Source organism: Saccharopolyspora gregorii (assembly GCF_024734405.1).
In the GTDB taxonomy this organism is placed as follows: Bacteria; Actinomycetota; Actinomycetes; order Mycobacteriales; family Pseudonocardiaceae; genus Saccharopolyspora_C; species Saccharopolyspora_C gregorii.
In genome coordinates, this window is record NZ_CP059556.1 from 4,034,788 (window position 1) to 4,059,460 (window position 24,673).

Genomic DNA, 24,673 nt, shown 5'->3' on the forward strand with positions numbered 1-24,673 from the left:
TTTGTCCTAGGACATTTACGGTCGATGACATGTCGGGAGGACCCGTGCGCGGCACCACCGCCGCCGAGATCGCCGACTCGGTCCGCGGGCTGATCGCCACCGGGGCGCTGGTCGCGGGCAGCGCGCTGCCGCCGATCCGGGAGCTCGCCGCCGAACTGGGCGTCAACCGCAACACCGCGGCGGCGGCCTACGCGCAGCTCGCCGCCGCCGGGATCGTGGAGACCCGGCGGCGCGGCGGCACGGTCGTGCGCGGCCTGCCCGCGGTGGACGGCGAAGGCCGCGGTGCCGCGGGGGAACTGGTGAACCTCGCCGACGGCAACCCGGACCCCACGTTGCTGCCCGACCTGCGCACCGCGTTCGGAGCCGGCCGCCCGCCGGTGCTGTACGGGAGCGCGCCGGTCGACGAATCCCTCGCGGCGTGGGCGGAATCGGAACTCGCCCCGGACGTCGGGGACGTCCCGCACGACCTGGTCCTCGCGCACGGCGCGGTGGACGCGGTGGAACGGTTGCTCGGCGCACACCTCACCCGCGGGGACGCGGTCGCGGTAGAGGACCCGTGCTTCCTGGCCGGCGTCGGCACCATGCGGCTCAACGGGTTCCGCAGCACGCCGGTTCCGGTGGACGCGGACGGCATGACCCCCGACGGGCTGGCCCGCGCGCTGGACGCGGGCGCGCGGGCGGTGGTGTGCACGCCCCGCGCGCACAACCCGACCGGCGCCGCGATCACCGCCGGACGCACCGCGGAACTGCGCGCGCTGCTGTCCCGGCGGCCGGAGGTGCTGGTCGTCGAGGACGACCACTTCTCCGCGATCTCCGCCCGCGCCTACCACCGCATCACGCCGGCGGACGCGCCGCGCTGGGCGCTGGTGCGGTCGGTGTCGAAGTTCCTCGGCCCGGACCTGCGGCTCGCGTTCGTGCTGTGCGACCCGGGCAGCGCCGCGCGGCTGAGCACCCGGTTGAGCTCCTCGGCGGGCTGGGTGAGCCACGTGCTGCAGCACCTGGTGTCGGCGCTGTTGCACGACCCGGGGACCGCGCGGCTGCTGCGCCGCGCCCGCGACCGGTACGCGCAGCGGCTGAGCTCGTTGACCGGTGCGCTCGCCGAGCAGGGCGTGGCGCTGCCCGCCGGGGACGGGCTCAACGCCTGGATCCCGGTGGGGCGGCGGGAAGAACGGCTCGTCCGGGAGCTCGCCGCGCGCGGCTGGGCGGTGCGCGGCGGCTCCGGGTTCGCGGTCACCGGGCGCGGTGCGGGGGCGCTGCGGGTGACCTCCTCGACGATCACCCCGCGGCGGGCGGCGGAGTTCGCCGCCGACCTCGGCGCGCTGCTGCGCACGACGAAGGGAAGCTGATGCCCGACAAGCACGATCCGGCCACCGTCTCCGACGCGACGTGGGCCGTGCACGGCGGCAACGCCACCGACGCCTCGGGGGCGCTGCGCACCCCGCTGGTGCTGGCCAACTCCTACCTGCTGCCGGAGGACCCGTCGCAGCTGTCCTGGTCGGACCCGAACACCCGGATCTACGCCCGCAACGGCAACGTCAACCAGCACGCGCTGGAGGCGAAGCTGGCCGCGATGGACGGCGGCGAGTCGGCGCTGGTGTTCGCCAGCGGGGTCGCCGCGCTGCACGCCGTGTTCTTCACGCACCTGCGCGCGGGCGACCACGTGGTCGTCTCGGCGGTGACCTACGAGGCGGTGTGGCGGTTGTTCGCGGAGCTGCTGCCGAGCCGCTACGGCATCGCGGCCACGTTCGTCGACACCACCGACCTGGACGCGGTGCGCGCGGCGGTGCGCCCCACGACCCGGCTCGTGCACGTGGAGACCATCGCCAACCCGACGACCGCGGTCACCGACATCGCCGCGGTCGCCGAGATCGCGCACGCGGCGGGGGCGCTGCTGAGCGTGGACGGCACGTTCACCCCGCCGCCGCTGTACCGGCCGCTCGCCGACGGGGCGGACCTGGTGGTGCACTCGCTGACGAAGTTCATCAACGGGCACGGCGACGCCATGGGCGGCGCGGTCATCGGTTCCCGCGAACTCGTCGCGCGGATCCGGGCGGACGCGGGTGTCGACGTCGGCGGCGTGCTCGCCCCGTTCAACGCCTGGCTGATCATGCGGGGGTCGGTGACGTTGCCGCTGCGGCTGCGCCAGCACCTGGCGAACGCGCAGCGCATCGCCGAATTCCTGGACGCCGAACCGCGGATCGCGTTCGTCGCCTACCCCGGGCTGCCCGGGCACCCGCAGCACGAACTCGCGGCGCGGCAGTTCGGCGGCCGCGGCTGCGGGGCGGTGCTGGCGTTCGCGCTGGACGGCGATCCGGCGGTGCAGAACCGGTTCACGGCCGCGCTGCGGGTGATCACCTCGGCGGTGTCGCTGGGGCACGACGAGTCGCTGATCGTGCACGTCGCGGCTGGGGCGCGCGGCGGCGACGAGCACTACCCCGAGCAGTTCCAGCGCTACGGCCACCTGCGGCTCGCGGTCGGGCTGGAGGACGCCGACGACCTCATCGCCGATCTGCGCGGCGCGCTCGACGCCGCGCTGCCGGCCTGACCTCCGAGGAGGACGCATGTTCACCGGACTCAGCGCGTTCCCGCTGACTCCCGTCACCGACCGGGGCGTCGACGAGGCCGCGTTCGCGGGGCTCGTGGAACGGCTCGCCACCGCCCCGGTCGATTCGATCACCGCGCTCGGCTCCACCGGCAGCTACCCGTACCTGGACCGGGCGGAGCGCGCCCGGGTCGCGCGGCTCGCCGTGCGGCACGCCGGGGACGTCCCGGTGCTCGTCGGCATCGGCGCGCTGCGCACCCGCGAGGTGCTGGCGCTGGCCGAGGACGCGCAGGAGGCCGGGGCGGCGGGAGTGCTGCTCGCCCCGGTGTCGTACCAGGCGCTAACCGACGAGGAGGTGTTCGGGCTCTACGCGGAGGTCACCGCGGCGCTGTCGGTCCCGCTGGTGGTGTACGACAACCCGGGGACCACGCACGTCACGTTCACCGACGAGCTGCACGCGCGGATCGCGGCCCTGCCCGGCGTCGCCTCCGTCAAGATCCCCGGGGTGCCGGCGCCGGCGGACCGCGTCTCCCGGTTGCGCGGCCTGCTGCCGGAGCCGGTGACGATCGGGGTCGCCGGTGATCCGCTGGCCGCCGCCGGGATCCTCGCCGGGTGCCGGGCCTGGTACTCGGTGCTGGCCGGGACGGTGCCGGAGGCCGCGGCGGCGATCGCGCGCCCCGCGTTCGCCGGGGATGCCGCCGCGGCGACCGCGGAATCGGACCGGTTGGCGCCGCTGTGGGAGCTGTTCGGCCGGTGCGGCAGCCTGCGCGTGGTGTCCGCGATCGCCGAGGAGCTCAGGCTCGTCGCGCACCCGAACCTGCCGCGCCCGGTGCGCGGCCTGCAGCCCGCGGAGCGCGCGGAGGTGGCGCGGCTCGTCACCGAACTCGACCTCCGCCGCTGATCCGGCCCGAGCACGTCGAGTGAACGGACCGCTCTTTCTCCGTTGGGAGCTTCGGGTGCCCTGACCAGCTGATTTGTTGTGTTTGGTGGGCCGTCAGGCCGCGTGTAGGCCGTCGGAGGTGTCGGGGCTGGTGATGGTGTCTCGGAGGTAGCCGGAGATGGCTGCTTGGGCGCGTTGGTGGCTGCTGGGCAGCATGTGGGTGTAGATCTCCAGCGTGAACGACAGTTTCTCGTGTCCGAGGTAGGTCGCCAGTTCCCGGATGCTCACCCCGTTGGCGAGCAGGGTGCTCGCGTAGGTGTGGCGCAGGGCGTGGAGGCCGTCGATCCGGGGCCGCTTGGTGGTCCCGGATTGGCGGAACGCCGGTGCCCACACGTGGTAGTCCCATGCGCTGCTGTGCCAGGCCGTCCCGTTCGGGCGGGTCAGGAACAGGGTGTGCGTGGTGGGTGTCCCGCCCGGAGTGGTCCACGGCAACGTGACCGTGTGGGCGGGGAACTCAGCCAGGTACGCCCGCAGCAGGTGCGCCAGTTCCGGCTCGATCGGCACATCACGCAGTTTGCCCCGCTTGGGCAGGGAGAACACCAGTTGCCCGCGTACCTTGCGGACTTGCCGACGCACATGCACGACCCCGGCCCCATCGTCGATGTCGTCGGGGGAGAGCCCGAAGATCTCCCCGACCCGCAAGCCCAGCCCCGCCCCCAGTGCCACGGCGACACGTTCCCGGGCAGGAACGGCACACCGTAGTGCCGTGACTCGTTCCGGTTCCCAGGCCACGGCCGGGACGGTGGTGTTCTTCGGGCGCCGGATTCCTTTCGCCCGGCACGGGTTGGCGTGAATCCGCTGGTCGGCGATCGCTGCTTCCATCATGCTCGACAGCAGGCGGCAAATCTGTTCCGCGTAGTTCTCCGACACGCCAGGACGCCGATCACGACCAGGCTCGGCACCCCGCCGGTGGACCAGCACCACCACACCCCACCGCACAACCCGAGCACCACCGGGTGCCGCACCAACCACCCACACAGCGCGAGCACCGCCGTCACCAGTGCTTCGCCCATTTCCGCTACCTCAGTAGCGATATCCGCCGGTTCCCGTGAACCCCCGCCATCCCACGGAGCCCGACCACGCCCGTCCTGCACCAACGACCACCCCCGCCGCCAGAAGAGAAGAAGGAGAGGCCCCCCGGCCCGCGCGTCCCGCAACACGCCAACCGGGGGGCCAGCCGCCACCCACCGCCCGCCCACCCGGAGAGCGGTGGGTGGCGGGTTACTCGGACCCGGACCGCCCCGACTCGGCCAGGTCCGAGGCCAACTCGCGCACCGCATCCACCGCCGCCCGCAGCGGCTCAGCCAGCGCGGATTCCGACACGATCACCGGATGCCCCGCCGTCTCCAGATCAGCCGCCGCCGACTCCAACTCATCCGATGCACGCACTGCATCGTCGTTCATTCCTGCACCCCCGATTTCCTCAGCCGCCGAGATACCGCAAACGGACCGCCGAATCCCGCATCGGCGCCTCGGCATCCCGTACCGCGGCCACCGCGACCCGAAACGCATCCTCCAAACCCGGGTATTCGTCACCGAATGCGCGATACGCTCGATCACACGCGGTACGGCATTCCTCGATTTCCGCGACCGTGCGCCACGCCAGCCGCGCTGCCTCCATCATCACCGGCCGATCCGCAATCACACGAAACGCTTCCTCAACCGTCGCCACCATTCACCCCCGATCCTGAATTGATTTGCTTCATCAAATCCCACAACAACGGCCCTTGCGATTCATCGGCGGAAACCACGGCTTTGGCGCACGTCGTGCACACCAGCGACAACACACCGGTGTTGACCTCCCACGCGAGGATCACCCGATGCCGACCCGGCCCGCAGGAACCCGGCTTCATCCGCCCTCGACCGGATCGCCGAGCCGCCCCAGCAGCAGCCGCCGTGCCTCACGCCACCCGGCCCGCGCCGCCAGCTCCACCACCTGCGCCTGACAAAGACCCTGGTCAGACGACGCCGGCGTCTCCCGCAGATGCGCGGCAATCTGATCGGCCAACGCCTCCACCGCCGCCGTATGCGCCCGGCTCACGCAATCCATCCCAGCAGCGACCGTGCCCGCTGCCGACACTGCTCGGCCCGAATTTCCGCGATCTCCGCCGAGCTTCCTCCGCACACCGACGCGGCTTCCCACAAATCTGCCAAGTGAAAAAACAGTTCTCCCCGCACTGCCGTAACCGCCTCGCACGTATGCCCCCTTTCCATCAATTCTGTAATCGCGTCGGAAATGTGTTCTGTCTGCGCCACCATCACCCCGATCAACCCTCATCGATGAACCGTGCACGCGCCCCGAGAAACGATCTATGAAATTCCCGGACGCTCACCTCCCCATCCGGCGAAATGTGATTCTCTTCCGGCTCCCCGCACATCGTGCAATACCCGAGTGGCGTCACCTGTGGAGCAGGAACCAACATTGCATATTCGATTCCTTCGCCCGGAACATCATCCGAACCGGCCACTGACACAACACCCCCTTTTTGTTCTCGGCAGGTGGTGGCGATCAGAAACGATCGGTGCGGCGACGAGGGCGGCGACGTTCGCTGCCAGAGTCCCCGACACTGCCCGGAAACACCCGATACAGCGTTTTCCGTTCCGTCGCCGTCAGCGCACCCCGGGTCCCGACCGGCTCAGCCGCCCGCGTCGCACTCAGGGTTTCCCACCCGATCGCATCCGCCAGGCACTCCCGCCGAACCGGGCACCCACCGCAGAGCCGACGAGCCTGCTCGATCCGCCAATGCCCGCCGTCCATCGGTTCCGGATTACCCGCACACACAGCCCGCTCGTGCCACGTCGGCGGAACACCACCCGAAAACAGCGCACGCGCCAGCACCCGCCACGCCACCTCAACCGGCCACACCGCACGCTCACCCGCACCATCCGGGTCAGCCATCCAGCCCCCGAGCGGTCCGCAGCATCATCCGCAGTTGGCACGTCAGGTCCGACCGCTCCCGCTCCGACAGCTCCACGCCCTCGGTGTGCCCGCCGGTCATCATCGCCAGCACCTCAGCCAGCAGCCACGCATCGGTTCCCCGAGATCCCGATCCCCGCCCACAGCCTGCTCAACCGAGATCATCACGTCCGGATCACCCGCGAGCGGACCACCCAGCAAGAACCAGGCACCATGATCCGACGGCGCTACCGCCCACTGCCGAGGCAACAGCCCCACCATCGACGGCCCCGGCCGCAACGGCGCCACACCACCACGCCGCGCCATCACCGACCACCCGCCGACGACCCCTCGCCCGAACCCGCGGATTTCGCCGGTGTCGACGGTTTCGCCGCCGCACCCGAACCCGACCCGATTTGCGGTGCCCGCACACCCTCCGCCGTGTACGCCCACGTCAAATGCCGGAACTCGCCCTGGCCACCCAAGCGTGGCTGCACCCGCAGCCCCACGAACTCCACCGGCCGCACACCCATCGACGCCAGCTCCGGCACCGGGTCCGGCAACACCGGGCGTTCCTCCGCCAGAATCTCCACCGTCACCGACGCTTCCGCCCGCCGGGCAGGCGCGGGATCACTCACCACCACCCGCCACACCGGCAACAGAGACCCCTCATCCACCCGCTGGCGAGCCTCCCGGCCACGCTGCCGATCCTCCTGCGACTGCCGCTCCGCCGCGATCTCCACCTCACCGACCACTAGAGCCCCGGCCGGAAACACATCCTCATGCGACACCGGAAACCGAAAACCACGCGGTAAAGCCAAAATCCACCCCTCACTAACGCGACTCCCGATACCATCTCCAGAACCAGCCCCCTCGCCGATCCCTTCCGAGATGAGTTCAATGTATCGGGCATATGTGCCGCCACAAGGAGTTCGTTACAAGCACACCCCTGTGCCCTATCTCACCGGAAACATCACTCGGCAACTCCTGAGAACGTCGCCACCTGCGGCGATACACTGCACGATTGGACTGGACCATGATTCGGGCAGAATACTAAACGCTCACTAGAAAATGGCTAATCATCCGCTAAACGTGTCACCCGGAAAGACCAACCAGCCCCTTGACAGGTACACCGTACACAGAAAAGCGCCGGGACCAGCATGCTGGTTCCGGCGCCTTCTTCCCGGGCGGACGTGCCTTGCCGAGGCTGCCTACTCTTCTCGCTCCTCCGACGCGGCCGAGGGCCACAGCCACGCGATCGCTTCCTGAAGATCTTCCGCCAGCTCCGCCGCCGAGTCCTCGGTCAGGGCGCACGGGTTCTCGTGCCCGGTGCTCAGCAGAAGCTCGCACTCGTCCCCGGTGTCACCACGACGCGCGTCCACCAACACCCTGCTGTAGCGCCCGACCTCCACCGACCACAGCCGCAGCGCGCCCGAGCGCATCGCGGCGGCCTCCTCGCCAGTCGGCCGCGCCCAGGTCCACACAGGGCCGCAATTACCGACTCTCCAATCCCCGTCCCCATCTGCACCCGGACCACGAACGCCGGGATCGCTCAGCCGTATCTCTGCCATCCCCGCCTCATCCTTGAGTTTCCCGGATATCATGCATTTCCATCCCTGATTGAATCGCATGCAAAAACGTGATCACCTGCGACAAAGAATCGATCGCATCGGTGACCTTGCCCGTGCACTGATCAGGAATGTATTCACTCACCCCAGCGCACGCCGCCGCATCATCCGATAATTTATTAATTCCGCGCCGGTTCATCAGTAACCGGCCCCGCGCCGTCTGCAATTCGCGCCGCAATGCGATCACACTCGGCAATACCGTTTTCTCCATCGCGCTCCACCGTGGACATCAGATACAGGGAATCCGGCCGGGGCAGCGAGAGGCGCCACCCCGGCCGGACTCAACCCCGACACCGCCAGGCATTACAGGGAGGACTGTTGCCTGGCGTGAAGACCCGGCCAGTCCCCCGCTTGGGAAGAACTTCATCGCGGGGGACCCGGCCGGGCACCAGCCCGCGCCTGGTCGGGGGTGCAGGACAACGGGCCGGACCTAGAAACCCGTGATCAGTCGATCAGTCGTACGGGTTGTGATCCAACGGCCACGGAATCTCGTCCGCCGCCGCCACCGAACCGCCCCCGGCCGCCGCCATCGCCCCCGCCACGAACAACGCCGCCACCAACGCGGCACGACGCGCCATATCCAGAATCAAGATGTGATTCCCTTTCTCCGTGGCCCCTCTCGCAGGAGCCGCTGTGTGGAAACGGGGTCGGCACGCAAGCCCTAGTCCGGTCGCGTGCCGACCCCTCCTCGGGCACCCGCTGTGCCCGAAGCTCTTACGCCGCAACACGATCCACACCCCAACCGCACGGCCGCCGCAACCGATGACGCCCCCCAGCGCCGCGCCACCACCCCGCATCCGACGAACCCGGTGAGCCCGGCCGCTTCCCCACGTCCGGGTCCTCCGTCGGCCACAACACCGGCACCGGCCCTTGCGCCGACTCCGGTTCCGAATCCAACGCCGCCTGCAACAACGCATGCCGCGCCGTCACCAACTCGCCCAACGGCACCACCGAACCCGGCACCACCACACCCGCCCACGCCGCGCACCGCTCACACACATCAGCAGGCACCACTTCCACCGGAACCGACGCCGACCGCCGCACATCCACCGGACCGAACACCCACTCACCACACGCCGACCACAACGCGACACCGCCCGCCCCCGCACCACATGCCAGCGCCGCACCACATGCCCAGCCGAAGCAGCCCACATCAACACCCGCATCACCGACCCCCCCGCCGAAGTACGGCCCCAAGCCAGCAGTACCAAACCCACCACCAGCGCCAGCACCACCACCGCCGTCATCACGCCACCCCCACCGCTCTATCCGCAGCCGGAAGATTCAGCGACGCCCTCGCCACACACGGAACACACGGCGCCCCCACGCCGTCACCTCCACCACTTCGGCCAACAACTCCGCACCACACCGCGCCCGATACACCCCACCGACCAACACCGCCTGATGCACAACACGCCGCGACTCACCCACCACGCCCGGCCCGTACCGAACCGGCAGGGGTGTCTGTCCAGCCGACTCCTGCTCCATTGCCTCTCGCGTGACCTTCACCGAACGCTCCGATCTAGCCGACTGGCTGAAGCACTCGCGCGCTCTCGTTAAGTGCGGCAAGTTTCCGTCACTGTGTGCAACTACCCAGTTGCATGTCAACTTTCCCATCTGAACCCAACTCTGACACTTCATAGACTTAACTTGATAGTGTCAGGCTTTCAAGTACTCCATACGGGTGATCCATCGATGTCACCTGCGATCGTTAGGCTTGATGGATGTCCACTGCACGCCGCAGGCAACTTGGCTCTTGGCTGGTCAAGCTTCGACAGGAGGCTGACCACGATGTTGAAGCAGCAAGCCGCGTCCTGGGATGTTCGGTCTCGAAGATCCGCCACCTGGAAGCTGGGCGATCAAAGGTTAAGAAGACCGAGCTGACCGCACTTCTCGACTTCTACGACGCCCCGGTAGAGGTGCGAGCGCAGCTCGAAGACACCCGCCGCCAGGCTGAACAACGTGGGTGGTGGGAGTCCTACCGGGTTCCCGGCTGGTTCGCACCGTTCGTCGACTTCGAGTCGTTCGCGACCGAGGCCATCAACTTCGAGCTCGATCTCATACCTGGCTTGTTGCAAACAGAGCGGTACGCCTACGAGGTCCACCGGGCGGGGCGGTACACCACCAACCCACAGGACATCGCTCGCCGAGTGAAAGCACGTACTGAACGCCAGAAGCGGCTGACAAGCGCCCTGCCCATACAGCTACGAGCCGTCATCGGCGAGGCTGCCCTGCATCGCGTCGTCGGCGGTCCAGAGATCATGACGGAGCAGCTTCAACATCTCCTAGACCTCTGCGAGCTGCCGAACGTCATCGTCCAAGTACTCCCGTACGAAGCCGGGGCACATGCTTCACCAAGCGGCGCGTTCGTTGTCCTGTCCTTCGAGCACCCCGAGGACGAAGCGATCGGGTTCTTGGATACGCCCCTCGGAGGTCACACTGTCGACCGTCCCGATGACGTCGAGGCGTTGCGCTACGTGTTCGACGAGCTGCGCTCAACTGCACTGTCGGCTCCTGCGACACTAGAACGGGTGGCTACCATCCGGGACGCTCACCAGCTCAAGCAATGAAAGGTGCGGACCGTGGAACCTGTGCACGCGGTGTGGCGTAAGTCGTCACGCTCGAACTCAGGCGGCAACTGCGTTGAGGTTGCCGTCACCCCGTCCACGGTGGGTGTACGCGACACGAAGAACCGTGCAGCCGGACACTTCACGGCCAGTTACGAACAGTGGTCGACATTCGTGGCAGCGATCAAGTCGGGACACTACGACCGCTAACACTCGATGCTCCGAAGGCTCTGGCTTTCGGAGCATCGTTGTATCTAGCCGCAGAACACGATTCGCGCAGTTGTTGCCGGTTTTTTCTCTATCTGTATCAAGGCGCCGCCTGCGGCGGCGCGCGGGCGGAGCTTTTCCGGCGCTTGCGCTCCACCGCTGGCGCGGTGTTCTCGCGCCGCAGCCCCGCCCGCGAGTCGTTGATCAGACGGTGCCCAGTTCGACCAGCAGAGCACATACGCGCTGGTCGATGTCGTCTCGGATCGCGCGGACATCTTCAACCCGCTTACCTGCCGGATCGGTCAAATCCCAGTCGAGGTACCGCTTTCCGGGGAACACGGGGCACGCGTCACCGCAGCCCATCGTGATCACCACGTCAGCCGCACTTACCGCTTCGGTCGTAAGTTTCTTCGGTACCTCCCGTGAAAGGTCGATGCCGAGTTCGAGCATCGTTTCGTACACGGCGGGATTGATGGTCTCGGCTGGGTCCGACCCAGCCGAGCGAACAACTACCTCACCGTGCGCACGGTGTTGCAGCAACGCGGCGGCCATCTGAGAGCGGCCCGCGTTGTGCACGCAGACGAACAGAACCTCGGGCAAGGCGGACATGGTGTCTCCTAGGGAGGTCATCGAGCAGGCTTTCCGCCCGGCGCCGGCTGCGGGCCAGCGAACCAGCGGCGTGCGGCCAGAGACACGTAGACGAGGGCCACTAGCACTGGGACTTCGATGAGGGGCCCCACGACCCCGGCGAGTGCTTGCCCGCTGGTCACGCCGAACGTGGCGATGGCGACCGCGATGGCGAGTTCGAAGTTGTTTCCCGCCGCGGTGAACGACAGCGTGGCCGACCGTTCGTAGCTCAGGCCGATCACCTTCCCCAGCGCGAAGGAACCTGCCCACATCACCGCAAAGTAAGCCAGCAGCGGCAGCGCGATCCGCGCCACGTCCACCGGGTGGGCCGTGATCTGCTCACCTTGCAACGCGAACAGGAGCACGATCGTGAACAGCAACCCGTAGAGGGCCAGAGGGCCAATCCGAGGTAGGAACCGGCTCTCGTACCAGTCGCGCCCCTTAGCGCGTTCACCGAACCTGCGGGTTAGGTACCCAGCCACCAGCGGGATCCCGAGGAAGATCAGCACCGATTTGGCGATCTGCCAGGGTGATGCTTCGAGCCCGACCGTGGGCAGCCCGAGCCATCCCGGAAGCACGCTCAAATAGAACCAGCCCAGCCCTGCGAAGGCCACGACCTGGAAAACCGAGTTCAACGCGACCAGCACGGCAGCCGCTTCCCGATCCCCGCACGCCAGGTCATTCCAGATGATGACCATCGCGATGCAGCGCGCCAACCCCACGATGATCAGCCCGGTGCGGTACTCCGGCAGGTCCGGGAGAAAGATCCACGCCAGCGCGAACATCAGCGCCGGGCCGATCAGCCAGTTCAGCACCAACGACGAGACCATCAGCCGCTTGTCGCCGGTGACTGTCTCCAGCCGGTCGTAGCGGACCTTGGCCAGAACCGGGTACATCATCACCAGCAGGCCCAGCGCGATCGGCAGCGAGATTCCATCGAGCTGCACCGCGTTGAGGACAGGCCCGAGTCCGGGAAACCAGCGTCCGGCCAGGAGGCCCGCCAGCATTGCCGCGCCGATCCACACGGGCAGAAATCGGTCCAGCGTCGAGAGCTTCCCGGCGACGGCCACGCCACCGCGTTCCTGGGTGCTCGTCATGCCGACACCACCACATCCCCGGCTGGCGCCAGCGCCTCCGAGACCAGGTTCAACGTCTCGGGCCGCACTCGGTAGTAGACCCAGGTGCCCCGGCGCTCACCATCGATCACCCCGGCTTCCCGAAGGATCTTCAAGTGGTGCGAAATCGTCGGCCCGGACAGCTCGAATGCACCTGTCAGATCACACACGCACGCTTCACCCCCCTCGTGCGACGCGATCAGCGACAGCAACCGAAGCCGCACCGGCTCGCCGATCGCCTTGAACACGCGCGCGAGCGCCACAGCCTGGGCTTCCCCGAGCGGTTCCCGCAGCACCGGAGAGCAGCACAAGTCCGCATCGTCCGACGGCACTCCTTGTTTCGACATGCTTCTATATTGACACCCATCGAACCAATAGGCAAGCTAGCGTCATCTGGTTGTTTAGATGGTCGTCTAACTAAGGAGAGGTCATGTCACGGATGCAGCTCGCCCTACGAGTCGGCGATCTTGAAGGATCGATCGCGTTCTACTCGAAGTTGCTCGGTAGCGAACCAGCCAAGCTCCGGCCCGGCTACGCGAACTTCGCCATTGCCGAACCGCCGCTGAAGTTGGTCCTGCTGGAAGGCGAACCCGGCCAAGACACCGGCCTTGATCACCTCGGGGTCGAAGTGGACAGCACCGACGAGGTCAACGCCGCCACCGATCGACTCAGCGCACTCGGCTTGTTCACCGACGTCGAAGACGACACCACCTGTTGCTACGCCCGCCAAGACAAGGTCTGGGTGCACGGCCCCGGCCGGGAACCGTGGGAGGTCTACGTCGTCAAGGCCGATTCCGAAACCTTCGGCACCGGCCAACAGCAGCCGGAACCCTGCTGTACCGACGTCAGTGACGCACTGGCTTCCTAATCGATCACTGATTTCTGGGGCGCTTGCAGCCCCCAGACCCCAAGCGGTCTCCGGGATGGGGGATGCCGAATCCTGCCGTCGGTTCGACGCGGTGCGGGTGGGCGGCTCCATCCCGTCGACCGCCACAAGGGCTATCAGGCCGCATCAAGGGCCGTCCGCTCGAACGTGGCGGTAGGCACGTCGGTGCCCCTTGACCCGGCCTGATCGGACTACGCCCGGTCGACGGGATGGAGCCACCAGGCCGCCCCTCATGCAGGGAGAGACCCCACTACCCGCCGGTTCCGGGCGCACGCGCAGGGCGGACCCCACTACCCGCCGGTGCCGGGTGCTAATCGTCTCGCAGCGATCGCAGGCACGGACGGGCGCGTTGCCGAACACGGTGTGTCTCCCCGGAACCGGTCGTGGCGCGCGGCGAACTGACCCGATGGCGACACGAGCCCCGCCCAGCGTCAAGCAGCAGGAAAACTTTTCGGCCGGACCACACTGCATCCCCACATCCTCGGGAAGCGGTCCGGCCGAAAACTTTTCCTAGGCGCTGCTTGACCCTGCACGCGCCTCGTGTGGTCCCGCCATCAGTTCGCCACACCCCACGATCTCCAGGGAGCCACACCGTGCAGTTCCTCATCCACGCCGTCCGTACCTGCGAACGCTGCGAGACCCGGTTTCGTTGCTGGCAACACCTCGCGCAGCTCTGCGACGATTGCCGACCCGCGCCGCGCCCGGTCGGACAGTTGGCCCTGTTCCCACCCCGTCAGGCACGTGGCGAACGCCAGCTCACGCACTGAGCGGGCACGCGGCACGGCCCGCCGCCCGACAGGGTGGCGGGTCACCCCCGCAACCGGGCATCACCCAGGCCGTCCACAGGCCGTGAGACAGTCGGAAACCCCCTGTTCAAGTCAGTACCACTCGTAACCGTTCGCACTGGTCAGAGCACCCGCGCGGACATTGCCACACGTCAGCGAACCCCGGTGATAAGAACGGACCGTTCGTCCGAACTCGTGGGACGGGCGGTCCGTTCACCCCGACCATCCTGAGGTGAACGGACCGTTCGTCCGACCAGATGGGACGAACGATCCGTTCACTCGGCCCCCGCACAGAGACGATCTCGCCCGGTCGCGGGGTGAACGGACCGTCCGTCCAGCTCTAGTGGACGAACGGTCCGTTCACTCCACCCGCACGACCCGGGTGGACGGCTCCTCCGGCCGATGTCGTGGACGAACGGTCCGTTCACCCGGTGCGGGCCGAGTGCCGGGTCCGCCCGTCACCAGGTACCGGTCCACGAGCAGGTTGAGGCCGGTGCACAGGGCCACCAGCAGGCCCGCGGGCACCAGCACGGCGCACGGCTGCAGGAACAGCGCCTCCTGGTTGCGCTCCACCAGCACCGCCCAGTCCGCGGTGGCCGGGTCGATCCCGAGGCCGAGGAAGTTCGCCGAGGCCACCAGGTACAGCACCAGGCTCAGCCGCCCGCCCGCGTCCACCGCGACGGGCCCGAGCACGCCGCGCCCGACGTAGCCGAAGTGCACCCGCCACCACGATTCCCCTTGCAGCGCCATGGCTTCCACCACCCCGCGCCGCCGGGCGCCGAGCGCCGCGCTGCGCACGATCCGCACCACCGCGGGCAGCTGCAGCAGCGCCACGGCGACGACGAGCGCCGCACCGGTCCGGGTTCCGGTCGCGGCCAGCACCATGAGCACCAGCAACCCGGGCAGCGCCAGCACCAGGTCCAGCCCGCGGGTCAGCCACCGGTCGATCCACCGGTGGGGCTGCCCGACGGCGGCCAGCGCCAGCGGCACCCCCACCAAGTAGGTCAGCAGCAGCGCGCCGCCCGCCAGCACCAGCACCGAACCGCCGCCGTGCAGCGCGAGGGCCAGCACGTCCCGCCCGAGCACGTCGGTGCCCAGCGGGTGGTCCGCCCCGGGCGGCAGCAGCGGGACGTTCGCGGCCCGCACCGATCCGCCGCCCGGCAGCAGCCCGGCGAGCACCGGCCCGGCCAGCGCCGCCAGCAGCGGCACCCCGAGCAGCAGCCACCCGGCGGCGCGGCTCACCGCGCACCCGCCCGGAACCGCCGCGCCACCAGGTCGATGACCAGGTTGATGCCGATGGTGATCACCGCGAACAGCAGCGCGTAGCCCTGCACCACCGGCAGGTCGCGGGCCTTGACCGCTTCCACGAATCCGGAGCCGATCCCGCCGAGCGCGAACAGCGCCTCCACCACGACGACGCCGCCGAGCAGCCCGTCCACGGTGCGCGCCAGCTGCTGCAGCACCGGCCCGATGGTGTTCGGCAGCACGTGCCGCAGCACCACGTCGCGCTCGCCGAGACCGGCGCGGCGCACGTGGGTGGCGTACTCGGCGCCGTTCGCGGTGACCACACCGGTGCGGACTTGGCGGGCGAGCGCGCTGAGCTGCTTCGCGGCGAGCACGCCGACGGGCAGCACCAGCACCGCGGGCTCCGTCACCAGCGACCACCCGGACAGCCCGCCCGCGGTGGCCGGCAGCCAGCCGGCCCGCACCGCGAACACGCCGACGAGCAGCAGCGCCAGCGCGAACTCGGGCACCGAGTTCAGCAGCACCACCACCGAGTTCACCGCCCGGTCGAACCGGCTCCCGGCGCGCAGCCCGCTGCGCACGCCGAGCCACCCGGCCAGCGGCAGCACCACCAGCAGCGTCAGCGCGGTGAGCAGCGCGGTGGTGGCGGCGTTGCGGGTGATCTCGTCGAGGACGGGCCTGCCGGTGCGCAGCGAGGTGCCGAGGTCCCCGTGCAGCATCCCGCCGGCCCACTGCGCGAACCGCGTCCCCCACGGCTGGTCGAGCCCGAGCCGCCGCCGCAGCACCTCCAGCTGCCCGGTGTCGGCGTGCTCGCCGAGCACGACCTGCGCCGTGTCGCCGGGCAGCAGCGCGGTCAGCGCGAACACGCCGACGGCGACCGCGGCGATCTGCACCAGCGCCACGCCGAGCCGGGGCAGCACCGCGGCGGACGCCCGCGCGGCGGGCGCGATCAACCCACGCTCACCCGATCGAAGCGGGCCCAGTCCAGCGAGTTCGGCGGCGCGCCCCGCACCCCGGCCACGGAGGTGGCGGTGGCGACGTTCCAGCCGCTGAAGCCCCACACCACGTTGCCGCTGCTCTCCCGGGCGAGCCGCTGCGCGCGCACCAGCAGGTCGGCTCGGCGGGCGTCGTCGGCGGTGGCCAGCGCCCGCCCGTAGAGCTCGTCGAACTCGGCGGAGCGGTACCCGGTGTAGTTGTTGCTCCCCGCGTCCGAGGTCATGCGCTGCCCGAGGAACGTCGGCACCGGCAGCGCCGCGGTCCGGGACAGCGAGGCGACGCCGTGCTCCTTGATGTCGGAGAAGTACGTTTCGGCCGGCCCGATCCGCGGCGACACGCGCATCCCGGCCTCGCCGAGCTGCTGGGCGATGAGGCTGGCGGCGGATTCGAAGTAGGGGTCGACGGAACTGGTCTGCAGTTCCCAGCTCAGCCCGTCGGCCCCGGCTTCGCGCAGCAGCGCCCGGGCGGCGTCGACGTCGCGCGCGGGCGCGGGCAGGTCCGGCGGGTAGTACTTCAGCCCGGCGCCGAACAGGTCGTTGCCGAGCCTGCCCTGCCCGCTGAGCGCGATGTCCAGCAACGCCTGCCGGTCCAGCCCGGCGCGCACCGCCTGCACCAGCCGCGGATCGGAGAACGGCGGCCGGTCCACCTTGAGCAGCAGGGCCTGCATGGTGCCGAACGGCGCCGAGTGCACTCGCGCCCGGCCACCCTGCTCCAGCAGCCGGACCGAGTTGGCGCTCACGTCGTGCGCGTAGTCGACCTGCCCGGACAGCAGCGCGTTAACCCGTGCGCTCTCCTGCTCCATGAGCACGAATTCCAGCTCGGCCGGGGTGGCGGGCCCGGACCAGTGCCGGTCGAAGCGGGCGAACACGGCGGTCCCACCGGGTTCGAAGGAGACGAACCGGAACGGGCCGGAGCCGACGGGGGCGGTGAAGTCGGTGGTGCCCGCGGGCACGATCTCGGTGGCGGGCGCGCCCCACGCCGACGGGAACTCGAAGTTCGGCGCGCCCAGCACGAGTTCCAGTTCGGTCGCCGAGATCGCCCGGCTGGCGCCGAAGTCGACGTCGGCGAAGTGCGAAGCGGACTGGGCCGCGGTGGCGTCGTCGGCGATGCGCCGGTAGGTGAACAGCACGTCCTCGGCGGTCACCGGCCTGCCGTCGTGGAATTCGGCCGGGCGCAACCGGATCCGCCACCGGGTACCGGTCGGGTCGGGCTGCCAGCTCTCGGCGAGCCGCGGCACCACGCTCATGTCGTCGGCGTAGCCGACGAGCGTGTCGAACAGCGCCTTCGCGCGGGCCTGGTCGACGAACAGCGAACCGGTGTGCGGATCGAGCGATTCGGTGGCGCCACCGGCGGGGAACGCCAGCCGCAGCCTGCCCGCGCTCGCCCCGGAACCACCGGCGCAGGACACGAGGGGGACCGCGGCGATCGCTCCGGCCACGCCCGCGAGCAGCCGCCTGCGACCGATCACGCCGCTCACGCGGCGCGGGCCGGTTCGGGAACAGCGGGGAAACCGGGCGTGTGCGGCGAATCCGGGTGCACTGCGTACCTCCTCCGGGGCTCCGCGACCCCGTGCGAATCGGTACGACGGTGCCAGTCTCCTGGCTCGCGGATCGACGTCGCGCCCGGCCTTCCCATCGGCTGCCCGACAGTGGCGCTGGTGGACGCGGCTCCCCGTTCACAGTGGCGGGACCGCACCGGATTCGCACCGGTTTCCTGCACACCGTCGCATTGGAACGACTCGTCAACTTTTCAGCCCGCGTCGTGCCTTGTCAAGGAAGTGTGAACCGCTCGGCATCACGTCACCGCGGGTCGCGGTGCCGTCGCCCACCGCCCGCGCGCGGCGGAGCGCCCGCCCGGCCTCCTCCGGAGAACGGTGCAGCACCCGGCGGGCGAGCGGGCGAGGGGATTCCCGCGTTCGGCAGCGGGGAGCGCGCGGAACCGCGGCGGCCGCCACCGCACCGGGCAGACTCACCGGCACCCGCCGACGACGACGAGGAGCCGCCATGCCCACGCCCGGTTTCCCACCTGGAACCCTGGACGCCACCGGTTATCCGATCTGGCTGTCCGAACTGGACGTGCCGGGCCCGAACCACACCGCGCACCTGGTGCGCGACCTGGAACCGGCGCGGGCGCTGGAGGTGCTCGGCGCGGACCCGGGTTCCGCCGCGGCGTGCACGCTGCCCGAGCAGCGGCCGGACGAGTTCACCTCGCTGCCGCGCGCGGCGCTCGGCGATCCGCAGTGCCTGTCGGTGCTGCTGGCGACCCGCATCGGCGGCTGGACGCTGGTGTTCGACGACGCGGGCACCACCTTCCAGGTCGGCGGCCTGGACACGATGCGCGCACTGCTCGGCGGGATGCGCACCGGGGACTGGTCCGCGCTGCAGGAGCCGGAGGTCCCGCGGCCCGTCCCGGGAGCACCGGCGGAAGCCCTCTCCGCGTCCGGCGGCCCGGCGATGACGTTGCACGCCAACATCAGCGGGTTGCTCAGCCTCGACTACGCGGTGGACGGTTCGCGCGCGTACCGCACGACTTCCGACGACCTCGACCACGAGACCGCCGAACCACCGGCCGAGGTGCGCGCCGCCGCCGCGGCCGCCGGCATCGTGGAGCGCGCCCACCTGGAGCCGGGCGAGACCGACGAGGCCGCGGTGACCCGCATCGGCTGCGCGCTGGCCGGGGTGACGTGGACGATGGACGACCTGCGGGCGGCTCCGCTGGTGGCGGTGGCGCTGACCTGAGCGCCCGCGCCCCGCGTTCCCCTCGCGCGGTTCCGGGGGCGCGTCGGCGGATTCCGCAGCGGGTGGTCGCGCAATGGTGGGAAGCGCAGCGGGTGGAACGGCAGCGGGTGGAAGCGCAGCGGGTGGTGCCACGACCGGGGATTCGGATCCGGGGAGACCTACCACCGACCATTCCGTCCACTGTGGACGCATTTTGCAGTCCGGCTGTTCCGGAGAGCCGGACACGCTCGGAGCCGGAAGTCCGCTCACGCGGGGAAGACCTCCACCCGACCGCGCAGCGGGACGGAATTGTCGGTGCCCTGGGGCAAGGTGCCGAGAAGAACCGAACCGACTGGAGACGACGATGCCCGAACCCGCCTTCCCCGCCGCAGCACTGGATCCCGAGGGCCGCCCCGCGTGGATCACCGAACTCGGCGCGGAGGACCCGCACCAGATCGTGCACCTGGTGCGCGACCTCCAGCCGCGCGAAGCGCTGGAAGCGCTCGGGGCACGGCTCGCGCACGCGCGCCCCTGCACGCTCCCCGAGGAGCGGGCCGACGAGCACTCCTCGCTGCCGCGCACCGCGCTCGGTGAGACCGACTGCGCCTCCGCGCTGCTGGCCGGGCGGATCGGCGGGTGGACCTTCGTGTTCGACGACGCGGGGCACACCGATTCGGTCTCGAACGAGCAGGGCGGGCTCGAATCCGCCGCGCTCGCCCTGTCCCGCACCGGCGGGGCGGCGCTCAGCCTGGCGCACAACTTCGACGGACCGTGCTGCGGCCTCGAATTCGCCGAGGACGGCGCGGAGGTGCTGTGGACGAACTCCGACGACCTCGAAGGCTCGCTCCCCGAGCTGCCGGACCGGATCCGGGAGGCGGTCGCGGCCGCCGGGATCGTCGAGCAGGACCACCTCGACCCGGGTGAACTGGACGAGGAGGCCGTGATCCGCACCGGCTGCGTGCTGGCCGGGATCACCGGGTGGACCTCGGCGGACGTGCGGGCCGCCGAACTGGTGCTCGTCCCCTTCGGCTGACCACCGCGGCGGGGTGAACGGACCGTTCGACCAAATAGATCGGACAGACGGTCCGTTCACTCCACCCCGAAACGCCTGCGCGGTGTGCGCACGAGCGCCGCAGCACCGAGTGAACGGACCCTTCGACCAACTAGACGGGACGAACGGTCCGTTCACTCCCCACCCCCACGGCCCGTTCAGCCGGGCGTGTCGGCGACGAACCGCGCCGCAGCACCGAGTGAACGGACCCTTCGACCAACCAGATGGGACGAACGGTCCGTTCACTCCTCCCACCGGTCAGGTGGGGCGGCGGGTCCGGCGGGTCGGGGTCGCCGTGGTGGGGTCGTCGGGCCAGGAGTGCTTCGGGTAGCGGCCGCGGAGGTCGGCGCGGACCTGCGGGTAGCCGGTCGTCCAGAACGATTCGAGGTCGGCGGTGACGGCGGCGGGTCGCCCGGCGGGCGACAGCAGGTGCAGCAGCAGCGGAACCCGCCCGTCGGCGAGCAGTGGCACCTGGCGCCAGCCGAAGACCTCCTGCACCTTCACCGGCAGCACCGGCCGCTCTCCCGAATAATCGATCTTGATCCGCGATCCGGACGGCACCTCCACGCTCTCCGGCGCGAGTGCGTCGAACCGGGCCGCCCGATCCCACGGGAGCAACCGCCGCAGTCCTCCCCCGGCGGAGATCCGCGCCAGGTCCGCGCGTCCGCGCGCCCGGGACAGCTCCGGTTCCAGCCACGAATCGGCCCGGGACAGCAGGGATTCGTCGTCCACGGCCGGCCACGGTTCGCCGAGCGCCTCGTGCAGGAAGCCGATGCGGTGCCGCAGCCGCGTCGCGTCCTGGCTCCACGCCAGCATGCCGAGCCCGTCCTGGCGCAGCCCGTCGAGCAGCGCGGCCCGCAGCAGTGCCGGGTCGGGTTCGCGCAGCGGCCTGCTGTCCACGGTGATGGCGCCGATGCGTTCGGCGCGCACTGCACGCACGTCCCCGCCGGTCCAGCCCACCTCGTCCCGGGTGCTGTGCAACGCGGCCGCGACCCGCCGGGCGAGCGCTTCGTCGATGGGCGCGGCGAGGCGCACGGTGCCGTGGGCGGCGCCGGGTGCGCGGTCGGCGACGGCGACGGCGAGCCATTCGGCGTGCCGCAGCGGTGATCCGGCGGGCAGTTCGACGGCGGTGCCGGCGGCCATCAGGTAGATCGGCGAGTCGGCGGCGCGGCGGCGCGCGACGCGTTCCGGGTAGGCGAACGCGACGACCTCCGCCGCCGAACCGCCTCGCCCGGTGCCGTGGACGCGCTCGGCGAGCCTGCGGGATTCCCGCCGCCACCGGCCGGATCCGGGCCCGCCGCGGCGCAACCGGGACAGCGCCGAGTCCACATCGGACTGGTCGGTGACGGTGTCGTCGTCGAGCAGCGCCACGACTTCGCTCGCGGTCCGCGCGCCCGCCCGTTCGGCCCCGTCGAGCAGTGCGCGCGCCAACCGCGGGTGCAGGCCGAGCTCGGCGAGCCGCGCTCCCCGGCCGGTGACGGCACCATCGGCGGTGAGCGCGCCGAGGCCGCGCAGCACCTGCTGCCCGGCGGCGAGCGGACCGGCGGGCGGCTCGTCCCACCAGGTGAGCGCGGTTCCGTCGGGGGTACCCCAGCAGGCCAGTTCCAGGGCGAGCCGGGTGAGTTCGGCGGTGCGGATCTCGGGTTCGGCGAACGCGGGCAGCGTGCTGTGCTCGTGCTCGGGCCAGCAGCGGTACGCGAAACCGGGCCCCTGCCGCCCGGCGCGGCCGGCGCGCTGGTCTGCGGCGGCTCGCGACACCCGCACGGTGGCGAGCCCGGCCAGGCCGCGCCGGGTGTCCACCCGGGACACCCGGGACAGGCCGGAGTCGACGACGGCGCGCACGCCCGGCACGGTGAGGCTCGATTCGGCGACGGCGGTGGCGAGCACCACCTTGCGCCGTTTTCCCTGCCGCAGCGCGGAATCCTGCTGAGCGTGCGGCAGCCTTCCGTGCAGCGGGAGGACGTCCACATCGGACAGGTCGGCGAGCGCGGCGGCGGTGCGGCGGATCTCCCCGGCACCGGGCAGGAAGGCGAGCACGTCACCGTCCTGCTCGTCGAGCGCCGTCCGCACCGCACGCGCCACGCACGCTTCGATGCGTTCGCGCCGGTTCGGCGGCAGGTAGCGGTGCTCGACCGGGAAGGTGCGAGCCTCGGCGTGCAGCACCGGCGCGCCGCCGAGGACTTCGGACGCGCGGGTGGCCGCGAGCGTCGCCGAGGTCGCCAGCAGCCGCAGGTTCGGGCGCAGCCCGTCGCGGGCGTCCAGCAGCAGCGCGAGCAGCAGGTCCGCGTCGAGGTGCCGCTCGTGGCACTCGTCCAGCACCACCACGTCCACATCGGACAGTTCGGGGTCGGATTGCAGCCTGCGCACCAGCAGGCCGGAGGTGACGACCTCGACGCGGGTGCGCGCGCCGCGCCTGCGCTCGCCGCGCACCGAGTAGCCGACGGTCCCGCCGACCTCCTCGCCGAGCAGTTCGGCCATCCGGCGGGCGGCGGCGCGGGTGGCGAGCCGTCGCGGTTCGGCCACGACCACGCGCAGCCCGCGTTCGGCGAGCGCCAGCGGCACCAGGGTCGTCTTGCCGGTGCCGGGCGGGGCGACCAGGACGGTGGTGCCGTGCTCGGCGAGCGCGTCGGCGACCTCGCCGAGCACCGGTTTCACCGGCAGGTCGGGGAGGCTGGAGAACTCGGTCATCGCAGCACAGTGTCCCCGCAGCGCATCGGGCCGTGCCGCCGAGGTTCGCCGAGCGGTGCGGCCGGCGGCGCACGGCCGGGCGGCCCGGTCGTGCGCCGGCTTGACTCACGTCAGTTTCCTGACACATACTCATGTCAGAAAGCTGACACCGACGATTGCGAGAACTCCATGCCGAGCACCATCGAGCAGGGCGCGCCGCTGGCCACCCTGATCAACGTCTTCACCGTCCGCCCGGAGCGCCAGCGCGAGCTCGTGGACCTGCTCAACCAGGCGACCGAAGAAGTCATGATCACGCTGCCCGGCTTCGTGTCCGCGAACATCCACGCCAGCACCGACGGCACCAAGGTCGTCAACTACGCGCAGTGGAGCGACGCCGACGCGTTCCGCGCGATGCTCGCGAACCCGGTCGCGCAGCCGCACATGACCGCCGCCGCCGAGGTCGCCGAGTCCTACGAACCGCACCTCTACGAAGTCTCCGCCGTGCACGCCATCGACCAGCTCTGACGCGCCCCGCCCCAGGTGGGTCGGGGCGTGGCGCGGTGGGCGCTCAGCGCTGCGGGAGGCGGTGGCGGAGGTGGTCGAGGACGTCGGCGAGGGTGCTGGGCAGCGGTGCCCGCGAGGTGCGGGAGAGCGCGCGGCGCAGCCGGTTCTCGGTGCGCGCGGAGTTCATCTGGCCGAGCATCGGCGCCACCGCGACCGCGGCCCGCTCCGCTTCGACGACCGTTCCGGCCGCCAGCGCCGAATCGAGCAGGCACGCCCGGTGGATGTAGAGCGCCCACCGCTGGCGTTCCTTCCCCTCCGCACGATCCACCGCGCTGCTCAGCAGCGGCAACGCTTCGGCGTGCCTGCCCAGCGAGGCGTGCAGGCTCCCGGCGTGCCCGTCGAGCTCCCGCTCGTCGAACCACCACGCCCACGCCGGGTCGCGGTCGCTGACACCGTCCTCGAAGGTCGACCGCGCTCGGTCGAACGCGCGCAACGCCCCGGGCCCGTCGCCGAGGTGCCCCAGCGCACGGGCCGCGCGGAGCCGGAACAACGCCCGCACCCGCACCGGGATCCGGGCGTCCTCGCCGAAGCGCTCAGCGATCCGCAGCGCCTCCCGCTGCCGACCGGAGTACGTGCTCCCCAACGCCTGGTTCGACAGGATGAACCACTGCATCGAGGTGTCCCCCGCAATCTGCGCCAACATCAACGCTTCGGCATTGATCGCCCGCGCCTCGGAATGCCGCTGCGCATCGATCAGCATCCACCCCGCGACCTCACCCAACTCCGCCGTCACCACCTCCAGATCCCGCTCCACCCCAAGCCGATACCGACCTGACGCCAACACCCGCTGCGCATCCCGGAACCGCCGCACCACCGCATCCACCACCTCGCCCGAACCGAGCGAGGAATCCATCCGCACGAACTGCCGAACCGCACCCCGCAACGACTCGACGTAGTCCGCGCCCGCCGGTGGGCCGTGCTCCGCCGGGTCGGGCCCGGCCGGGGGCAGCGGTGGTTCCGGAGCGGAGTCGGCGAAACCGAGATCGGCGTCCGAGGCGGCACCCAGCACCGCGCGCAACGCCGCCCGGTACGGCGCCGTCGGACGCCGCACCGCACCCCGCTCCCACTTCGCCAGCAGGTGCGGGTCGAGGTCGTGGCGCTTGCCGGTCTCCCGCCACAACCACGCCGACACCGCGGACGCCAGCTCGGACCTCGACATCGGCTCACCGGGTGCGCGGCTCGACGCCACCCGGAGCCGCGCCGCACGCAGTGCTTCGTTGGGCAGACCCACGGTTACCCA

26 protein-coding genes and 1 riboswitch are annotated in these 24,673 nt (G+C 70.5%); of the genes, 9 read left to right on the forward strand and 17 right to left on the reverse strand.

Annotated features, from left to right (window positions below; translation table 11 throughout):
* Window positions 1–29 precede the first annotated feature (29 nt).
* From H1226_RS17405 to H1226_RS17415, 3 genes are read left to right on the forward strand one after another with little or no spacing between them, the layout of a single operon-like run.
* Window positions 30–1,346, forward strand: coding sequence for an aminotransferase class I/II-fold pyridoxal phosphate-dependent enzyme (locus tag H1226_RS17405; protein WP_258341678.1), 1,317 nt, complete (start codon window positions 30–32; stop codon window positions 1,344–1,346).
* Window positions 1,346–2,545 carry a trans-sulfuration enzyme family protein gene (locus H1226_RS17410; RefSeq protein ID WP_258341679.1) on the forward strand — a complete coding sequence of 400 codons (1,200 nt, stop codon included), beginning with the start codon at window positions 1,346–1,348 and terminating at the stop codon, window positions 2,543–2,545. Before H1226_RS17405 ends, H1226_RS17410 begins: the two co-directional genes overlap by 1 nt.
* A 16-nt stretch (window positions 2,546–2,561) precedes the next feature.
* Window positions 2,562–3,443, forward strand: coding sequence for a dihydrodipicolinate synthase family protein (locus H1226_RS17415; RefSeq protein ID WP_258341680.1), 882 nt, complete (start codon window positions 2,562–2,564; stop codon window positions 3,441–3,443).
* Between the two features lie 93 nt (window positions 3,444–3,536).
* Here H1226_RS17415 and H1226_RS17420 read toward each other — a convergent pair whose 3' ends face one another.
* From H1226_RS17420 to H1226_RS17460, 9 genes are all read right to left on the reverse strand, one after another.
* Window positions 3,537–4,352, reverse strand: coding sequence for a tyrosine-type recombinase/integrase (locus H1226_RS17420; protein ID WP_258341681.1), 816 nt, complete (start codon window positions 4,350–4,352; stop codon window positions 3,537–3,539).
* Between the two features lie 351 nt (window positions 4,353–4,703).
* Window positions 4,704–4,886: a hypothetical protein gene (locus H1226_RS17425; RefSeq protein ID WP_258341682.1), complete on the reverse strand. Its 183-nt coding sequence runs from the start codon at window positions 4,884–4,886 to the stop codon at window positions 4,704–4,706.
* Between the two features lie 19 nt (window positions 4,887–4,905).
* On the reverse strand, window positions 4,906–5,157 hold the full coding sequence (locus H1226_RS17430; protein WP_258341683.1) for a hypothetical protein: 252 nt from the start codon (window positions 5,155–5,157) through the stop codon (window positions 4,906–4,908).
* Window positions 5,158–5,331: 174 nt separating this feature from the next.
* On the reverse strand, window positions 5,332–5,523 hold the full coding sequence (locus H1226_RS17435; RefSeq protein ID WP_258341684.1) for a hypothetical protein: 192 nt from the start codon (window positions 5,521–5,523) through the stop codon (window positions 5,332–5,334).
* A 468-nt stretch (window positions 5,524–5,991) separates the two neighbouring features.
* Window positions 5,992–6,381: a WhiB family transcriptional regulator gene (locus tag H1226_RS17440; RefSeq protein ID WP_258341685.1), complete on the reverse strand. Its 390-nt coding sequence runs from the start codon at window positions 6,379–6,381 to the stop codon at window positions 5,992–5,994.
* Between the two features lie 323 nt (window positions 6,382–6,704).
* Entirely contained in the window at window positions 6,705–7,169 is a 465-nt protein-coding gene (locus H1226_RS17445) for a hypothetical protein (protein ID WP_258341686.1), read from the reverse strand.
* Between the two features lie 420 nt (window positions 7,170–7,589).
* On the reverse strand, window positions 7,590–7,820 hold the full coding sequence (locus tag H1226_RS17450; RefSeq protein ID WP_258341687.1) for a hypothetical protein: 231 nt from the start codon (window positions 7,818–7,820) through the stop codon (window positions 7,590–7,592).
* Window positions 7,821–7,956: 136 nt separating this feature from the next.
* Window positions 7,957–8,217, reverse strand: coding sequence for a hypothetical protein (locus H1226_RS17455; protein WP_258341688.1), 261 nt, complete (start codon window positions 8,215–8,217; stop codon window positions 7,957–7,959).
* 241 nt (window positions 8,218–8,458) lie between these two features.
* Window positions 8,459–8,596 (reverse strand): hypothetical protein, encoded by a 138-nt coding sequence (locus tag H1226_RS17460; RefSeq protein ID WP_258349532.1) that lies wholly within the window; start codon window positions 8,594–8,596, stop codon window positions 8,459–8,461.
* Window positions 8,597–9,730: 1,134 nt separating this feature from the next.
* On the opposite strand from H1226_RS17460, the gene H1226_RS17465 reads away from it, so the two are divergent.
* Together H1226_RS17465 and H1226_RS17470 are read left to right on the forward strand one after the other, a co-directional pair.
* Window positions 9,731–10,576: a helix-turn-helix domain-containing protein gene (locus H1226_RS17465; RefSeq protein WP_258341689.1), complete on the forward strand. Its 846-nt coding sequence runs from the start codon at window positions 9,731–9,733 to the stop codon at window positions 10,574–10,576.
* A gap of 30 nt (window positions 10,577–10,606) precedes the next feature.
* Window positions 10,607–10,783 carry a DUF397 domain-containing protein gene (locus H1226_RS17470; protein WP_309148818.1) on the forward strand — a complete coding sequence of 59 codons (177 nt, stop codon included), beginning with the start codon at window positions 10,607–10,609 and terminating at the stop codon, window positions 10,781–10,783.
* 201 nt (window positions 10,784–10,984) lie between these two features.
* Here H1226_RS17470 and H1226_RS17475 read toward each other — a convergent pair whose 3' ends face one another.
* From H1226_RS17475 to H1226_RS17485, 3 genes are read right to left on the reverse strand one after another with little or no spacing between them, the layout of a single operon-like run.
* On the reverse strand, window positions 10,985–11,389 hold the full coding sequence (locus H1226_RS17475; RefSeq protein WP_258341691.1) for an arsenate reductase ArsC: 405 nt from the start codon (window positions 11,387–11,389) through the stop codon (window positions 10,985–10,987).
* A 17-nt stretch (window positions 11,390–11,406) separates the two neighbouring features.
* Window positions 11,407–12,504, reverse strand: a complete 1,098-nt coding sequence (gene arsB / locus H1226_RS17480; RefSeq protein ID WP_258341692.1) for an ACR3 family arsenite efflux transporter — start codon at window positions 12,502–12,504, stop codon at window positions 11,407–11,409.
* Window positions 12,501–12,869, reverse strand: coding sequence for an ArsR/SmtB family transcription factor (locus tag H1226_RS17485; protein WP_258341693.1), 369 nt, complete (start codon window positions 12,867–12,869; stop codon window positions 12,501–12,503). The genes arsB and H1226_RS17485 overlap by 4 nt, the downstream gene beginning before the upstream one ends.
* An 83-nt stretch (window positions 12,870–12,952) precedes the next feature.
* Here H1226_RS17485 and H1226_RS17490 point away from each other — a divergent pair, with 83 nt between their 5' ends.
* Window positions 12,953–13,390, forward strand: a complete 438-nt coding sequence (locus H1226_RS17490) for an ArsI/CadI family heavy metal resistance metalloenzyme (protein ID WP_258341694.1) — start codon at window positions 12,953–12,955, stop codon at window positions 13,388–13,390.
* Between the two features lie 1,163 nt (window positions 13,391–14,553).
* On the opposite strand, the gene H1226_RS17495 is transcribed toward H1226_RS17490, so the two are convergent.
* From H1226_RS17495 to H1226_RS17505, 3 genes are read right to left on the reverse strand one after another with little or no spacing between them, the layout of a single operon-like run.
* Window positions 14,554–15,435 carry an ABC transporter permease gene (locus H1226_RS17495; protein ID WP_258341695.1) on the reverse strand — a complete coding sequence of 294 codons (882 nt, stop codon included), beginning with the start codon at window positions 15,433–15,435 and terminating at the stop codon, window positions 14,554–14,556.
* Window positions 15,432–16,391 carry an ABC transporter permease gene (locus tag H1226_RS17500; protein ID WP_258341696.1) on the reverse strand — a complete coding sequence of 320 codons (960 nt, stop codon included), beginning with the start codon at window positions 16,389–16,391 and terminating at the stop codon, window positions 15,432–15,434. Before H1226_RS17500 ends, H1226_RS17495 begins: the two co-directional genes overlap by 4 nt.
* Window positions 16,388–17,902 carry an ABC transporter substrate-binding protein gene (locus H1226_RS17505; RefSeq protein WP_309148739.1) on the reverse strand — a complete coding sequence of 505 codons (1,515 nt, stop codon included), beginning with the start codon at window positions 17,900–17,902 and terminating at the stop codon, window positions 16,388–16,390. Before H1226_RS17505 ends, H1226_RS17500 begins: the two co-directional genes overlap by 4 nt.
* Window positions 17,903–18,005: 103 nt before the next feature.
* Window positions 18,006–18,172, reverse strand: a riboswitch (cobalamin riboswitch).
* 265 nt (window positions 18,173–18,437) lie between these two features.
* Here H1226_RS17505 and H1226_RS17510 point away from each other — a divergent pair.
* Together H1226_RS17510 and H1226_RS17515 are read left to right on the forward strand one after the other, a co-directional pair.
* Window positions 18,438–19,172, forward strand: coding sequence for a hypothetical protein (locus tag H1226_RS17510; protein WP_258341697.1), 735 nt, complete (start codon window positions 18,438–18,440; stop codon window positions 19,170–19,172).
* A 343-nt stretch (window positions 19,173–19,515) separates the two neighbouring features.
* Window positions 19,516–20,184 carry a hypothetical protein gene (locus H1226_RS17515; RefSeq protein ID WP_258341698.1) on the forward strand — a complete coding sequence of 223 codons (669 nt, stop codon included), beginning with the start codon at window positions 19,516–19,518 and terminating at the stop codon, window positions 20,182–20,184.
* Window positions 20,185–20,460: 276 nt separating this feature from the next.
* On the opposite strand, the gene hrpB is transcribed toward H1226_RS17515, so the two are convergent.
* Entirely contained in the window at window positions 20,461–22,890 is a 2,430-nt protein-coding gene (gene hrpB / locus H1226_RS17520) for an ATP-dependent helicase HrpB (protein WP_258341699.1), read from the reverse strand.
* 168 nt (window positions 22,891–23,058) lie between these two features.
* Here hrpB and H1226_RS17525 point away from each other — a divergent pair, with 168 nt between their 5' ends.
* Window positions 23,059–23,394, forward strand: a complete 336-nt coding sequence (locus H1226_RS17525) for an antibiotic biosynthesis monooxygenase family protein (protein ID WP_258341700.1) — start codon at window positions 23,059–23,061, stop codon at window positions 23,392–23,394.
* 43 nt (window positions 23,395–23,437) lie between these two features.
* Here the strand turns inward: H1226_RS17525 and H1226_RS17530 are convergent, their stop codons facing one another.
* Complete coding sequence (locus H1226_RS17530) at window positions 23,438–24,592, reverse strand: hypothetical protein (protein ID WP_258341701.1); 1,155 nt, start codon at window positions 24,590–24,592, stop codon at window positions 23,438–23,440.
* Window positions 24,593–24,673: the final 81 nt, after the last annotated feature.

What these genes read in the sequence shown, in the direction of transcription:
- H1226_RS17530 (WP_258341701.1), bottom strand. Translation starts at nt 24,592, where the DNA reads ATGTCGAGGTCCGAGCTGGCGTCCGCGGTGTCGGCGTGGTTGTGGCGG.
- hrpB (WP_258341699.1), bottom strand. Translation starts at nt 22,890, where the DNA reads ATGACCGAGTTCTCCAGCCTCCCCGACCTGCCGGTGAAACCGGTGCTC.
- H1226_RS17490 (WP_258341694.1), top strand. Translation starts at nt 12,953, where the DNA reads ATGTCACGGATGCAGCTCGCCCTACGAGTCGGCGATCTTGAAGGATCG.
- H1226_RS17465 (WP_258341689.1), top strand. Translation starts at nt 9,731, where the DNA reads ATGTCCACTGCACGCCGCAGGCAACTTGGCTCTTGGCTGGTCAAGCTT.
- H1226_RS17410 (WP_258341679.1), top strand. Translation starts at nt 1,346, where the DNA reads ATGCCCGACAAGCACGATCCGGCCACCGTCTCCGACGCGACGTGGGCC.
- H1226_RS17450 (WP_258341687.1), bottom strand. Translation starts at nt 7,820, where the DNA reads ATGCGCTCGGGCGCGCTGCGGCTGTGGTCGGTGGAGGTCGGGCGCTAC.
- H1226_RS17455 (WP_258341688.1), bottom strand. Translation starts at nt 8,217, where the DNA reads ATGGAGAAAACGGTATTGCCGAGTGTGATCGCATTGCGGCGCGAATTG.
- H1226_RS17515 (WP_258341698.1), top strand. Translation starts at nt 19,516, where the DNA reads ATGCCCGAACCCGCCTTCCCCGCCGCAGCACTGGATCCCGAGGGCCGC.
- H1226_RS17440 (WP_258341685.1), bottom strand. Translation starts at nt 6,381, where the DNA reads ATGGCTGACCCGGATGGTGCGGGTGAGCGTGCGGTGTGGCCGGTTGAG.
- H1226_RS17415 (WP_258341680.1), top strand. Translation starts at nt 2,562, where the DNA reads ATGTTCACCGGACTCAGCGCGTTCCCGCTGACTCCCGTCACCGACCGG.
- H1226_RS17510 (WP_258341697.1), top strand. Translation starts at nt 18,438, where the DNA reads ATGCCCACGCCCGGTTTCCCACCTGGAACCCTGGACGCCACCGGTTAT.
- H1226_RS17485 (WP_258341693.1), bottom strand. Translation starts at nt 12,869, where the DNA reads ATGTCGAAACAAGGAGTGCCGTCGGACGATGCGGACTTGTGCTGCTCT.
- H1226_RS17525 (WP_258341700.1), top strand. Translation starts at nt 23,059, where the DNA reads ATGCCGAGCACCATCGAGCAGGGCGCGCCGCTGGCCACCCTGATCAAC.
- H1226_RS17405 (WP_258341678.1), top strand. Translation starts at nt 30, where the DNA reads ATGTCGGGAGGACCCGTGCGCGGCACCACCGCCGCCGAGATCGCCGAC.
- H1226_RS17475 (WP_258341691.1), bottom strand. Translation starts at nt 11,389, where the DNA reads ATGTCCGCCTTGCCCGAGGTTCTGTTCGTCTGCGTGCACAACGCGGGC.
- H1226_RS17425 (WP_258341682.1), bottom strand. Translation starts at nt 4,886, where the DNA reads ATGAACGACGATGCAGTGCGTGCATCGGATGAGTTGGAGTCGGCGGCG.
- arsB (WP_258341692.1), bottom strand. Translation starts at nt 12,504, where the DNA reads ATGACGAGCACCCAGGAACGCGGTGGCGTGGCCGTCGCCGGGAAGCTC.
- H1226_RS17430 (WP_258341683.1), bottom strand. Translation starts at nt 5,157, where the DNA reads ATGGTGGCGACGGTTGAGGAAGCGTTTCGTGTGATTGCGGATCGGCCG.